This is a genomic window from Ferdinandcohnia sp. QZ13 (assembly GCF_031324165.1).
Lineage (GTDB): Bacteria > Bacillota > Bacilli > Bacillales > Bacillaceae_L > Ferdinandcohnia.
The window spans coordinates 133,010-145,449 of record NZ_JAVIVW010000002.1 but is presented as its reverse complement, the minus strand read 5'-3'; the positions used below and the strand labels follow the sequence as shown (position 1 = coordinate 145,449).

The 12,440-nt window shown below is 36.1% G+C and carries 17 protein-coding genes; 16 read left to right on the top strand and 1 reads right to left on the bottom strand.

The window, feature by feature from the left end:
* Positions 1-13 precede the first annotated feature (13 nt).
* The 3 genes from gnd to RGU12_RS12380 all read left to right on the top strand — a co-directional run bounded on the left by gnd (position 14) and on the right by RGU12_RS12380 (position 3,022).
* Positions 14-907, top strand: a complete 894-nt coding sequence (gnd, locus tag RGU12_RS12390; protein ID WP_309536423.1) for a phosphogluconate dehydrogenase (NAD(+)-dependent, decarboxylating) — start codon at positions 14-16, stop codon at positions 905-907.
* A gap of 21 nt (positions 908-928) precedes the next feature.
* Positions 929-1,591: a fructose-6-phosphate aldolase gene (gene fsa, locus RGU12_RS12385; RefSeq protein WP_116353969.1), complete on the top strand. Its 663-nt coding sequence runs from the start codon at positions 929-931 to the stop codon at positions 1,589-1,591.
* Between the two features lie 93 nt (positions 1,592-1,684).
* Complete coding sequence (locus RGU12_RS12380) at positions 1,685-3,022, top strand: glucose-6-phosphate isomerase (protein WP_309536422.1); 1,338 nt, start codon at positions 1,685-1,687, stop codon at positions 3,020-3,022.
* 100 nt (positions 3,023-3,122) lie between these two features.
* On the opposite strand, the gene RGU12_RS12375 is transcribed toward RGU12_RS12380, so the two are convergent.
* The gene (locus tag RGU12_RS12375) at positions 3,123-3,443 is read right to left on the bottom strand and encodes a winged helix-turn-helix transcriptional regulator (RefSeq protein ID WP_309536421.1); all 321 of its coding nucleotides are present in this window, start codon (positions 3,441-3,443) and stop codon (positions 3,123-3,125) included.
* A 291-nt stretch (positions 3,444-3,734) separates the two neighbouring features.
* Here RGU12_RS12375 and RGU12_RS12370 point away from each other — a divergent pair, with 291 nt between their 5' ends.
* The 13 genes from RGU12_RS12370 to RGU12_RS12310 all read left to right on the top strand — a co-directional run bounded on the left by RGU12_RS12370 (position 3,735) and on the right by RGU12_RS12310 (position 12,354).
* On the top strand, positions 3,735-4,226 hold the full coding sequence (locus RGU12_RS12370) for a hypothetical protein (protein WP_309536420.1): 492 nt from the start codon (positions 3,735-3,737) through the stop codon (positions 4,224-4,226).
* Between the two features lie 83 nt (positions 4,227-4,309).
* Positions 4,310-4,738 (top strand): MarR family winged helix-turn-helix transcriptional regulator, encoded by a 429-nt coding sequence (locus RGU12_RS12365; RefSeq protein WP_309536419.1) that lies wholly within the window; start codon positions 4,310-4,312, stop codon positions 4,736-4,738.
* 147 nt (positions 4,739-4,885) lie between these two features.
* Positions 4,886-5,824 (top strand): ring-cleaving dioxygenase, encoded by a 939-nt coding sequence (locus RGU12_RS12360; protein WP_309536418.1) that lies wholly within the window; start codon positions 4,886-4,888, stop codon positions 5,822-5,824.
* Positions 5,825-5,855: 31 nt separating this feature from the next.
* Positions 5,856-6,800: a ring-cleaving dioxygenase gene (locus RGU12_RS12355; RefSeq protein ID WP_309536417.1), complete on the top strand. Its 945-nt coding sequence runs from the start codon at positions 5,856-5,858 to the stop codon at positions 6,798-6,800.
* The gene (locus RGU12_RS12350) at positions 6,797-7,402 is read left to right on the top strand and encodes an alpha/beta hydrolase (protein ID WP_309536535.1); all 606 of its coding nucleotides are present in this window, start codon (positions 6,797-6,799) and stop codon (positions 7,400-7,402) included. The genes RGU12_RS12355 and RGU12_RS12350 overlap by 4 nt, the downstream gene beginning before the upstream one ends.
* Positions 7,403-7,430: 28 nt before the next feature.
* Positions 7,431-7,856, top strand: coding sequence for a DoxX family protein (locus tag RGU12_RS12345; protein WP_309536416.1), 426 nt, complete (start codon positions 7,431-7,433; stop codon positions 7,854-7,856).
* A 103-nt stretch (positions 7,857-7,959) separates the two neighbouring features.
* On the top strand, positions 7,960-8,667 hold the full coding sequence (locus RGU12_RS12340; RefSeq protein WP_309536415.1) for a pirin family protein: 708 nt from the start codon (positions 7,960-7,962) through the stop codon (positions 8,665-8,667).
* A gap of 1 nt (position 8,668) precedes the next feature.
* Positions 8,669-8,941: a hypothetical protein gene (locus tag RGU12_RS12335; protein ID WP_309536414.1), complete on the top strand. Its 273-nt coding sequence runs from the start codon at positions 8,669-8,671 to the stop codon at positions 8,939-8,941.
* A 71-nt stretch (positions 8,942-9,012) separates the two neighbouring features.
* On the top strand, positions 9,013-9,567 hold the full coding sequence (locus RGU12_RS12330) for an NADPH-dependent FMN reductase (RefSeq protein WP_309536413.1): 555 nt from the start codon (positions 9,013-9,015) through the stop codon (positions 9,565-9,567).
* A 196-nt stretch (positions 9,568-9,763) separates the two neighbouring features.
* A complete protein-coding gene (locus tag RGU12_RS12325) occupies positions 9,764-10,093 on the top strand; it encodes an ArsR/SmtB family transcription factor (protein ID WP_309536412.1) in 330 nt (109 codons plus the stop codon).
* A gap of 96 nt (positions 10,094-10,189) precedes the next feature.
* Positions 10,190-11,488: an arsenic transporter gene (locus tag RGU12_RS12320; RefSeq protein ID WP_309536411.1), complete on the top strand. Its 1,299-nt coding sequence runs from the start codon at positions 10,190-10,192 to the stop codon at positions 11,486-11,488.
* A gap of 13 nt (positions 11,489-11,501) precedes the next feature.
* Positions 11,502-11,924 carry an arsenate reductase (thioredoxin) gene (gene arsC / locus RGU12_RS12315; RefSeq protein WP_309536410.1) on the top strand — a complete coding sequence of 141 codons (423 nt, stop codon included), beginning with the start codon at positions 11,502-11,504 and terminating at the stop codon, positions 11,922-11,924.
* 49 nt (positions 11,925-11,973) lie between these two features.
* Entirely contained in the window at positions 11,974-12,354 is a 381-nt protein-coding gene (locus RGU12_RS12310; protein WP_309536534.1) for a hotdog family protein, read from the top strand.
* Positions 12,355-12,440 lie beyond the last annotated feature (86 nt).

The following is a 12,440-nucleotide window of genomic DNA, read 5'->3' as shown; positions in this document are numbered from 1 at the left end:
GGAGGAATACAACATGAAAATTGGATTAATAGGTTTAGGAAAAATGGGTTTTAACTTAGGACAAAATCTTATCGATAACAATCACGAAGTAGTGGCATACGATGTGAACCCAAGTACTGTTGATGAAATGAAGAAATATGGGGCTTCTGGGGTATCAAGCTATAAAGAACTAGTTGAGTCATTAGAGAAGCCAAGAATTATCTGGATTATGGTCCCCCATTCTGTTGTGGATTCTGTCATTGACGAAGTTGCACCATTTTTAGATATAGATGATATTGTGATCGAAGCTGGAAATTCTCACTATAAGGAATCCATTCAACGCTATAATGATTTAAAGAAAATTGGCGTACGATTTATGGATGCTGGTACTTCCGGTGGAATGGAAGGAGCACGAAATGGTGCTTGCTACATGATCGGAGGCGATCCGGAGGCATGGGAACAGGTTGAACCTATTTTCAAAGATACAGCTGTAGAAAATGGTTTCTTGTTTGCAGGAAAAGCAGGAAGCGGCCACTTCTTAAAAATGGTTCATAATGGCATCGAGTATGCAATGATGGCTGCGATAGGAGAAGGTTTCGAAGTACTGGAGAAAAGTGAGTTTGATTATGATTATGAAAAAGTAGCAAGAGTGTGGAATAACGGTTCCGTTATTCGTTCTTGGCTCATGGAATTAACAGAAAATGCATTTTCAAAGGACGCTAAATTGGATGAAATCCAAGGAATCATGCACTCTTCAGGTGAGGGGAAATGGACCGTTGAAACAGCTTTAGATTTACAAACAGCTACTCCAGTTATTGCGATGTCGCTATTGATGCGCTACCGCTCATTAGAAAATGATACCTTTACAGGGAAAGTTGTAGCCGCATTACGAAATGAATTTGGTGGACATGCTGTCGTAAAAAAATAATGTAAATGGGGGAAATGAAAAATGAAATTCTTTATAGATACTGCTAACCTAGATGATATTAAAAAAGCGTATAAAATGGGTGTTCTATCTGGTGTAACAACAAACCCATCACTTGTTGTAAAAGAAGGCGTAAAATTCGAAGACCGCATTGCTGAAATCCTTCAAGCAGTGCCAGAAGTAGAAAGTGTATCTGCAGAGGTTTCTCCAAGTGCCGAAACTGCTGAAGAAATGATAGCTGAAGCAGAAGAACTTCTAAAAATCAACGGTGGTGATAAAAACATCACAATCAAAGTCCCAATGACAGTAGCAGGTTTAGAAGCAACTCGTTATCTTTCTAAAAAAGGTGTTAAAACGAACGTTACATTAATTTTCACAATGAACCAAGCTCTATTAGCAGCTCGTGCTGGGGCAACATATGTATCCCCATTCTTAGGTCGTCTTGATGACATTTCCGAAGATGGTGTACAGCTTGTTGAAAGAATTGCTGAGCTATTCCGTGTTCACAACTTAGATGCACAAATCATCGCTGCATCTGTAAGACACCCAGACCACGTTACTCGCGTAGCATTGGCTGGAGCACATATCGCAACGATTCCATACTCTGTAATTGAGCAGCTTACTAAGCACCCACTTACAGACCAAGGCCTTGAAAAATTTGCTGCTGATTGGAAATCTGCACTGTAAAAAATGTTTGAAGACATTACAACTAGAATAGAGGGATTCTATTTACGGTAGTCCCTCTCTACATAAATTTTAGGAAGAATAGGAGAAATATATATGTCTATTACGTTTGATTATTCTAATGCGTTATCATTCATGCAGGAGCATGAGGTTGAATATTTAAGTGAATTTGTAAAGGTAGCACATGAGATGCTTCATGAGAAAAGGGGACCAGGTTCTGACTATCTTGGTTGGGTTGAATTACCGTATAACTATGACAAAGATGAATTTGCTAGAATTAAAGCAGCTGCTGAAAGAATTCGTAGTAATTCAGACGCTCTGGTTGTAATTGGAATTGGTGGTTCCTATCTTGGCGCAAGAGCTGCAATTGATGCCCTATCACATACATTTCATAACCAAATGAATGACACTACGGAGATTTATTATGTCGGGCAAAATATAAGTGCTACCTATATCTCTCACTTATTTGATGTGATAAAGGACAAAGATATTTCAGTTAACGTTATTTCAAAATCAGGTACAACAACCGAGCCTGCCATTGCGTTTCGTATCTTCAGAGAATATTTGGAGAAAAAATACGGAAAAGAAGAGGCGAAGACACGTATTTACGCTACAACAGATCGCGCAAAAGGTGCTTTGAAAACTCTTGCAGATGAAGAGGGGTACGAAACCTTTGTTATCCCAGATGATGTTGGTGGTCGATACTCCGTATTAACAGCGGTAGGATTATTACCGATTGCTACAGCGGGACTAGATATTGATAAAATGATGGCGGGTGCTGCAGCAGCTGCTGATAAATACAGTAATCCTAACTTGGCAGAAAATCAAAGCTATCAGTATGCAGCAGTAAGAAATGCACTTTATAGAAAAGGAAAATCCATTGAACTGTTGGTTAATTTTGAACCATCACTACATTATGTATCTGAATGGTGGAAACAGTTATTTGGAGAGAGTGAAGGTAAAGACCAAAAAGGACTTTATCCAGCTTCTGTTGACTTCTCAACTGACCTTCATTCAATGGGTCAATATGTCCAAGAAGGACGCAGGGACCTTATTGAAACAGTTGTAACTGTAAAAGAACCTAAGCTTGATATTACAATCGGGGAAGAAGCATCTAATCTGGATGGTTTAAATTATCTAGCTGGTAAGACGATGGACTATGTGAATAAGAATGCAGCACAGGGAACAGTGTTGGCTCATGTAGACGGAGGAGTTCCAAACCTTTCAGTAGAGCTTGATAGACTAGACGAATTTACATTTGGAGAGATGGTTTACTTTTTCGAAAAGGCTTGTGGTGTTAGTGGCTTATTAATGGGAGTAAATCCATTTGATCAACCTGGAGTAGAAGCATATAAAAAGAATATGTTTGCGTTATTAGGTAAACCTGGATATGAAAAAGAAAGAGCTGAATTGTTAGAGCGTATTTCTAAGTAGGGTGACTATAAAAATGAGGATGCTATATGTGTGTATTGCATCCTCTTTCTTTATGTCAAAAAAATACTGCTTGATCAAGCAAGCAGTAAGAGTTTAATCATCATAACCAGTTATTAGCCCAATCCTCAACGGTTTTTAATGCTTTTCCCAATTCATGCCCCTTTTTTGTTAGTGAATATTCCGTTCGTACGGGACGATCCGTAATCACGTTTCGAAGGACTAATCCGCAATCTTCAAGTTCTTTTATCCGTTCGTTAAGCATTCTTTTACTTAAATCAGGAATCGAGGAATGTATTTCACTAAATCGTTTTGGTTCCTCCATTAAGGTATGAATGATTAACCCCATCCATTTTTTTCCGATCATATGATATAATTCTTCAACCTTTGAGCATTCTCTTTCCTGAATAACTTTATCTACCATGACTATCCACCTCCTATATCAGTAATCATCTATATACACAAAAAGTAACAAGGTAATGTAATGTTTAATAAAATTATATCCTAAATAGACTATTATAAAAAGGGAATATTATGAATGAATTGTGACAATATTAAAGGGATAATAGTAACGATACTATAGAAAAATAATAAGCTACTAGTTATTTGTATTTATAGTTACTTGTTGACTAAAAGTAACCGATATTGTAATATAGGTTACATAAAGTAACCTAAAGTTTTCACCCAATAAATACACTAGGGGAGATTGAAAATGATGCAAATATTAGACGCAAAAATGATTGATACCAAGTCAGGATTGGAAACGTATTTAGATATCCAAAAAAATGTCCATGTTGCCGATCTACACATCCCAACAGAAGACAGTCCTTTTTTCGATATTAAGATAGGAATTGAATATTATCGTTTGATAGACCAGAACTATTATGATAGCCAGGTCAACTACTTTTGGATAAGAATTCATCCAGAGATGAATACAATTGCTTTATTAGAACCTGAAATACAAAACATTTTTAGTATTAAAGATGTGAATGAAAGAGTGGCAACGAAAAAATTAATTGGTGAATGGTTAATTAACACAAATGCTTTTAAATCTTCAATAAAAAATCTGATTGAAGAAAAGAGATCTGAAAATGTGTTAACAGAAAAAGACATTCGAGAAACATTACGCACCATTGAATTATTAGAAAAGACACTTGAACTGAAAACAGAGGATATATTAAAGGCTGAAGTCAAAAAAGCTAGTTAGTTATTGACACATGCTTTTTAATATATTACAATTATCTTGAATTCAAGATATTTTAATTAAAGATTCTTTTGGGGAGGTGCAATATGGCGAAAAAATGCTCAAACCAACCATTTTTAATTTTGATGCAAACATCTAGAGCGATCCAAGAAAGAATCAGAGACGATATGATGAAAAATAACTTAAGCATAACTGAATTTTCGGTTCTAGAAGTGCTTTTTCATAAAGGTAAACAAACCATTCATCAAATTGGAAAGAGCATATTGATTACAAGTGGTTCAATGACATATGTAATCGATAAATTAGAACAAAAAGGATTATTAAAGCGCAGTGCTTGTCCGGATGATCGACGAGCGATACATGTATCGTTAACGACTGCTGGAAGTGAATTGCTGAATAGAATTATGCCTGAACATGAGGATTGTGTGGATAGTATTTTTGATTCACTAAATTCTCAGGAAGTAGATACTCTGATAGACCTATTAAAAAAAGTAAAAGAAAAGGTAGAAGATTAAAAGTCAATTTAGTATTGACATTTTTTTAGAAGTAATATCTTGAAATGAAGATACTTAAATTAAAGATAAAAGATAAGAATTGAATGATTTTAAAACCTGAAATTGAATTTATTAGATAAAAAAACGATTAATAGGAGTGAGACCAAAATGGGTAAACAGACAATGGGAATTCATCATATAACTGCAATAGTAGGTCACCCACAAGAGAATGTAGATTTCTATGCAGGTGTTTTAGGATTACGTTTAGTTAAAAAGACAGTGAATTTTGATGACCCAGGAACATATCATTTGTATTTTGGGAATGAAGGTGGAAAACCAGGAACAATTATTACATTTTTCCCTTGGGCAGGTGCTTATCAAGGAAGAATTGGTGATGGTCAAGTAGGTGTTACTTCTTATGTTGTACCTAAAGGAGCATTGGATTTCTGGGAGTCAAGATTAGAAAAATTTAATATTCCTTTCACTAAAATAAAGCGTTTTGGAGAAGAATATCTGGAATTCGATGATCCACATGGATTACACCTTGAAATCGTCGAGAGAGAAGAAGGAGAAATCAATAATTGGACATTCGGAGAAGTAACCCCTGAAGTTGCAATAAAAGGTTTTGGTGGAGCGACTTTGTTTTCATCCCATCCAGATAAAACTGCAGAATTACTAGAAAATGTAATGGGTCTTGAATACGTAGATAAAGAAGCAGATTTTGCCCGTTTTCGTTCTTCAGCTGACATAGGAAATATCATAGACTTAAAGGTGGTTCCAACTGGAAGAGGACAAATGGGCGTTGGAACAGTTCACCACATTGCATGGAGAGCAATTGACGACAAAGATCAATTGGATTGGCAGAAATACGTTGCAGAAAATGGATATGGTGTAACCCCTGTACAAGACAGAAATTATTTTAATGCGATTTATTTTAGAGAACACGGAGAAATTTTATTTGAAATTGCAACAGATCCTCCTGGATTCGCACATGATGAATCACACGAAACAATGGGAGAACAACTAATGTTACCTGCACAGTATGAACAGTATAGAGAGCAACTCGAACATAGTTTGATTCCTATTCAGGTGAAAGAATTAGATTAATTCACAAATTATGATGAATGGAGAGAATGAGATGCAAAAAACATCTGGTATCCATCATATAACGGCAATGGTCAACGATGCCCAAAGAAATATTGATTTTTATGCAGGTGTACTTGGACTTAGACTTGTTAAAAAAACCATAAATTTTGATCGACCAGAGGTATATCATCTGTACTTTGGAAATGAAACCGGAGATCCAGGAACCGTTATTACCTTTTTTCCATGGTCCAAACAGCTAAAAGGTCGAATTGGAATGGGGCAAGTAGGGGTTACAAGCTATTCCATTCCAACCGGATCATTGGAATTTTGGGAAGAACGTTTTAAAAAGTTCAGTATTGAATTCACGTCTTCCAAACGTTTTGGAGAAAGGTATGTAACATTTAAAGACCCAGACGGTCTTGAACTTGAACTAATAGAAAGAAAAGAAGGACCAATTAATAATTGGAGTTTCGGCGGGATCAAAACGGAGAATGCAATTAAGGGTTTTGCGGGAGCAACATTACTTTCCGCACAACCTAATAAAACGGCTGACGTACTTGAGAACGTATTAGGTCTAACATGCATTGGTGACGAAGAGGGTTTTCTTCGATTTAAGTCCGATAGCTTACTTGGAAATGTCATAGATATTAAGTTAACCCCTTCAGTTAGAGGCCTTATGGGAGCAGGAACAGTTCACCATATCGCATGGAGAGCAAAGGATGAAGAGGATCTTCTCAGATGGAGAAATCTCCTTCAAGAAAAAGGCTATTATCCAACAGAAGTACGCGATCGACAGTATTTCAAAGCTGTTTATTTTCACGAAGAGGGCGGCATTCTTTTTGAAATAGCAACAGACCCACCTGGGTTTTCGGTAGATGAGCCAAATGTTGAACTAGGTGAAAAACTTATGCTTCCTACATGGCTTGAGTCAAAACGAGAAGAATTAGAAGAAACCTTACCACCGGTTAAGGTTCGCGTATTGGAAGGAGACAAATAATGAAACACATATTTAACAAGGGTAAAAATCCTGAAAAACCTACATTGTTATTGCTTCACGGTACGGGAGGTAATGAACTAGATTTGTTACCTCTTGCAGGAAGAATAGATGATGAAGCATCCGTATTAAGTGTTCGTGGCAATGTCTTGGAAAATGGTATGCCTCGATTCTTCAGAAGATTAGCAGAGGGTGTTTTTGATATAGAAGACCTTATTTTTCGAACAAAAGAATTGAATGAGTTTCTTGATGAAGCTGCGGTGAAATATGAATTTGATCGAAATAACATCTTAGCAATTGGATATTCAAATGGAGCAAATATAGCAGCTAGTCTTTTGTTTCACTATCAAGATGCATTAAAAGGGGCAATTCTTCATCACCCCATGGTTCCTCGAAAAGGGATTGAACTTCCTAATTTAACAGGGAAGTCCGTATTTATTGCTGCTGGTACAAATGATCCAATCTGCTCTCCGATGGAATCGGCTGAGTTGCAGTCTTTATTAGAAAAGGCAAATGCAAATGTAGAAATTCATTGGGAAGATAGAGGCCATCAGTTGACAGTAACGGAAGTAGAAGCTGCTGCACAATGGTATAAAAATTTATAACTAAAATAGATTAATGGAGGAAGAAAGAATGGTACAAAAAAACGAAATTGGAGCACTTATTTTACGAATCACACTGGGAATACTCTTTCTAATACACGGGATAGTTAAATTCCAAGGAGGAATTGAGAACACTGTCGGATGGTTTGAGAGTATTAATATACCTGGATTTATGGCATATGTTGTTGCTTTACTTGAAGTAATTGGGGGTATAGCGCTTATCATTGGATTTGCTACTAGACTTGTATCTATTTTATTTGCTCTATTAATGGTCGGAGCAACAATTACAGCTAAACTTCCAGTTGGCTTACTAGGGAATGGCCAAATGGCAGGATATGAATTAGACTTAGCATTTTTAGCAATATCTGTTTATCTCGCAATTAATGGAAGTAAGCTGTTATCAATAAGTCGTTTGCTATTTAACGAAGATTCAAATGAGATAAAAAGAGCCGCTTAAATGTAGGAGTACCCGTTGACCTATATAGAGTAGGTGAAAATTGACAATTTAGGCTTTTTACTATATATTTATCTTTAATTCAAGATATCTAGAGGTGAGATAAATGATTCAAAGATATCCAGCGGTATCTCGGTACTCTGTTAAAAATGATTGGTTAGAGAGCAATCTTAGTTTTTCATTTGGTGAGTACTATGATGAGGAAAATATCCATTTTGGTCCACTTCGTGTCTTTAATGATGACACCGTACAACCAGGAAAAGGATTTGGTATTCATCCGCATAGGGAAGCGGAAATTGTATCAATTGTATTAAAAGGTCAACTAAAGCATGAGGACAGTCTTGGAAATAGCGGGATTTTACAATTTGGAAATGTTCAGCGTATGACTGCTGGAACTGGTTTACTCCATTCTGAAGTGAATCCTTCTCTAGAAGAAGAAGTAAGCTTTTTACAGCTCTGGTTCAAATCTACTGAAAAGCAATTACCTCCTTCCTATGAGGATATTACTTATAATCCTGATGATATGAGGAATAAATTGTTACCCATCGTTTCCGCAGTTCCAACCAATGGAGAAGCGAAAATTTATAGTGATGTTACATTGTACTTATCTAAATTAGATGCTGAAGAAGAGATCTTCTACCAACAAGAACAAGGAAGAAAGATGTATGTTTTTGTGATTGATGGTGAGCTTGTTTTAAACAATGACGTTGTTATTGGAAAAAGAGACAGTGCACGTATAACCGAACTAGATGAACTTACTTTAAAATCAACAAAAGAAACCTTCTTTTTATTGATAGATTTGGGTGGTGCCTAGTATGTTATTGATTCGTCATTCGATTGGAAGCCGTCTCTTTTATCAAACAGATGAATATGAGATTTATCCAAAGCAAGATAAGTGGGTCATTTCTATTAAAATATCCGATAAGGGTGCAAAAGAAATTATCAAATTTAAAGAGGAATTGAATCTGTTTGATGTCGAGGCGAACCAAAAGACTTGGTATTATACATCAGACGGTAATGTTGAATTTAATCAGGAAAAGTGCACAATTACAATTATTGCAGACCATAAAACAATCTATCCAGTTTAATAAAAGGTATAACACGAAGTGAAAAAACGATAATTGATGGAAATAAATAATATTTGAAAGGGTGCTTTGTAATGGCAAAAATCGGTATTATTCTAGGTAGTCTTCGAAAAGAATCTTTTTCAAAAAAAATCGCAAATAATGTAGCTTCATTGTTCCCAGAAGGATATGAAGCTGAAATTGTAGAGATCGGAAATCTAGCTCTGTATAATCAGGATTTCGATGATGAGAATAATGTACCTGCAGAGTATACTGCATTTCGAAACAAAATGAAGGAAATTGATGCAGTCTTGTTTATTACTCCAGAGTATAACCGCTCTGTACCAGCTGTCTTAAAGAATGCATTAGATGTAGGCTCTCGTCCATATGGAGCAAGCGTATGGAATGGAAAGCCGGCAGCAATTATTAGCCAATCTCCAGGAAATTTAAGTGCTTTTGGTGCAAATCATCATTTACGCCAATCCCTTGTATTTTTAAATATGCCAATCGTTCAACAACCCGAAGCCTATATTGGGAATGTTATTGGCTTATTGGATGATGAAGGTAAAATCAAGGATGAAGGAACAGTTGAATTCTTACAATCCTTTGTGAATGCATTTGTTGATTTAATAAGAAGATATCAAAACTAATATTGATTACTTGAAAAAATTATTCGCTTCTCAACCCGAAGGTTTACCAATACTTCTTTGGTAGAACATCGGGTTTTTTTGTGTCCAGTTCAGTTCATTTTATATAAATCAAATTTTTTTGATTTATTAATTGCATTTTATTGGAATTTAAATTAAGGTTTAAATATCAAAAAAATTTGATGAAGGGAGGATATCGATGGAAGCATTAAAACCAACATTCCAACTATATGAAAAAAAGTTTAAAGCCCTTGCTGATCAAAATCGGTTAGAAATCTTGTTTGAGCTTTGTCAACGGGGTCAAACGTGTGTATGTGATTTAACAGAAACCTTTGGGATTTCACAATCAAAACTATCTTACCATCTTAAAGTTTTATTAGAGGCAAATTTAATTGTTAAGCAAACAAAAGGAACATGGAGTTATTACGATCTAAATGAGAAAGAAGTAAACAGCCTACTCTCTGAAGAAATTTGTTGTATTTTTAGAAAAACGGGCAATAAAGCAGCAAATAATAGTTGTTGTTGTTAATTTTTTAACTCATAAATCAATTTTTCTTGATTTAAAGTGAGCGATACACTTATCAAATTTTTAAGTGATTTTAGTACTTTATTGGAGGTTCAACTGTTGTCAACAACATTGGTATTAGCACTCATTATTTTTATTGCAACATTAATTTTAGTTATTTGGCAGCCTAAAGGTTTAAATATCGGCTGGTCTGCGTGTGGTGGAGCCATCATTGCTCTCTTAGTAGGGGTTGTTGGATTTAGTGATGTCTTAGAAGTAATTGACATTACTTGGAATGCAACATTATCATTTGTTGCCATTATCCTCATTTCACTGATATTGGATCAGATTGGTTTGTTTGAATGGGCTGCACTACATATGGCGAGGATTGCACAGGGAAATGGAATTAGGATGTTTGTCTATGTCAGTATTTTAGGTGCAATAGTTGCCGCTCTATTCGCTAATGATGGGGCTGCTTTAATATTAACACCTATTGTCCTTGCGATGGTTCGGAATTTGAACTTTAAAGAAAAAATGGTGTTTCCGTTTATTATGGCAAGTGGCTTTGTTGCTGATACGACTTCACTGCCTTTTATCGTAAGTAACCTAGTGAATATCGTATCTGCTGATTTCTTTGGAATCGGTTTTCTTGAATATGCTTCGAGAATGATTATTCCTAACATTTTTTCACTAGTCGCAACGATTGCGGTTCTACTTATTTACTTCAGAAAAAGTATACCTAAAACATACGATTTATCTAAATTAAGGAAGCCAGAAGAGGCCATTAAAGACCAAAAATTGTTCCAACTTTCATGGTTTGTTCTTGCGGTATTACTCATTGGTTACTTTACCAGCGAATTCATAAATGTTCCTGTTTCCATCGTAGCGGGACTGATTGCCATCCTTTTTATTGTCATGGCTAGAAGAAGTGAAGCAGTTGATACGAAGGCGGCAATTAAAGGAGCCCCTTGGAATATTGTATTTTTCTCGATTGGCATGTATGTAGTTGTTTACGGATTAGGAAATGCGGGACTTACTTCTGTCTTAGCAAGTATGATTCAAAATGTGGCGGAGGATGGATTGTTTGTGGCTACCGTTTCAATGGGCTTTATCGCAGCAATATTATCTGCGGTTATGAATAATATGCCAACAGTTATGGTTGATGCCTTAGCCATTGCAGAAACGAACACGTCAGGATTAATCCGAGAATCTCTTGTTTATGCGAATGTCATTGGATCGGATTTAGGACCTAAAATTACTCCAATTGGTTCGCTTGCTACATTAGTTTGGCTTCACGTTTTATCCCAAAAAGGGGTGAAAATATCGTGGGGAACGTATTTTAAAACAGGGATTGTCTTAACGATACCTATTTTATTTATAACGTTAATTGGGCTCTATATTTCACTATTATTTTTCTAAAGGAGAATGAATTATGGCAAAAAAAACGATCTACTTTCTATGTACAGGGAACTCTTGTCGAAGTCAAATGGCAGAGGGCTGGGCAAAAAAATACGTAAATCAAGATGAATGGGAAGTAAAAAGTGCTGGAATTGAAGCACATGGACTGAACCCGAATGCAGTTAAAGCCATGCAGGAAGTTGGAATTGATATATCAAACCAAACTTCGGATATCATCGATCCTGAAATACTAAATAATGCAGAACTAGCTGTTACCCTTTGTGGGGATGCTAAAGATAAATGTCCTGTTACTCCGCCTAAAGTCAAACGAGAACACTGGGGATTTGATGACCCTGCAAAAGCAGAAGGGACGGAAGAAGAAAAATGGGCTATTTTCCAGCGTGTCCGTGATGAAATTGGTGAAAGAATCAAACGCTTTGCCGAAACGGGAGAATAGTCTAAATTTGATAGGGTCTTAAAACTATTAAAATTCAGGGGGAGTTTGCATTGGATTTGAGAGTTGGAGATATCATTCATTTGAACGGACATTTACAAAAGAAGATGTTGAACTGTTCACAAAAGTATCCATGGATGAAGGGGATCACCATATGAACCCTGATGAACTCGGGAGAGTAGTGGTTCAAGGGCTGCTAACTGCTACCTTACCAACAAAAGTTGGTGGAGAATACAATGTATTGGCTCGTACAATGAATTTTGAGTTTTTTAGACCTGTCTTTACTGGGGATACCATAAGTTGTGAAGTAACGATTGAAAAATTGGAATGGAAAGATAATGATAGAATATCTATTATGGCAAGTTTCCTTTGCGCAAATCAAATGGAGAAACAAGTATTGAGCGGAAGCTTTGCTGGAGTAATAGTAGGTTAACTACAATTAGCGATTGGAAACAGGATTATTTGTTTGGATTACAAGGTCTTGGAATTGACCTTATGATGAATGAATCACATATTCGT

Bases quoted from the DNA above. Each gene is read 5' to 3' on its own strand.
- RGU12_RS12375 (WP_309536421.1), bottom strand. From the start codon at position 3,443: ATGGTAGATAAAGTTATTCAGGAAAGAGAATGCTCAAAGGTTGAAGAA.
- fsa (WP_116353969.1), top strand. From the start codon at position 929: ATGAAATTCTTTATAGATACTGCTAACCTAGATGATATTAAAAAAGCG.
- arsC (WP_309536410.1), top strand. From the start codon at position 11,502: ATGGCAAAAAAAACGATCTACTTTCTATGTACAGGGAACTCTTGTCGA.
- RGU12_RS12340 (WP_309536415.1), top strand. From the start codon at position 7,960: ATGATTCAAAGATATCCAGCGGTATCTCGGTACTCTGTTAAAAATGAT.
- RGU12_RS12380 (WP_309536422.1), top strand. From the start codon at position 1,685: ATGTCTATTACGTTTGATTATTCTAATGCGTTATCATTCATGCAGGAG.
- RGU12_RS12360 (WP_309536418.1), top strand. From the start codon at position 4,886: ATGGGTAAACAGACAATGGGAATTCATCATATAACTGCAATAGTAGGT.
- RGU12_RS12355 (WP_309536417.1), top strand. From the start codon at position 5,856: ATGCAAAAAACATCTGGTATCCATCATATAACGGCAATGGTCAACGAT.
- RGU12_RS12365 (WP_309536419.1), top strand. From the start codon at position 4,310: ATGGCGAAAAAATGCTCAAACCAACCATTTTTAATTTTGATGCAAACA.
- RGU12_RS12370 (WP_309536420.1), top strand. From the start codon at position 3,735: ATGCAAATATTAGACGCAAAAATGATTGATACCAAGTCAGGATTGGAA.
- RGU12_RS12335 (WP_309536414.1), top strand. From the start codon at position 8,669: ATGTTATTGATTCGTCATTCGATTGGAAGCCGTCTCTTTTATCAAACA.
- RGU12_RS12325 (WP_309536412.1), top strand. From the start codon at position 9,764: ATGGAAGCATTAAAACCAACATTCCAACTATATGAAAAAAAGTTTAAA.
- RGU12_RS12345 (WP_309536416.1), top strand. From the start codon at position 7,431: ATGGTACAAAAAAACGAAATTGGAGCACTTATTTTACGAATCACACTG.
- RGU12_RS12330 (WP_309536413.1), top strand. From the start codon at position 9,013: ATGGCAAAAATCGGTATTATTCTAGGTAGTCTTCGAAAAGAATCTTTT.
- gnd (WP_309536423.1), top strand. From the start codon at position 14: ATGAAAATTGGATTAATAGGTTTAGGAAAAATGGGTTTTAACTTAGGA.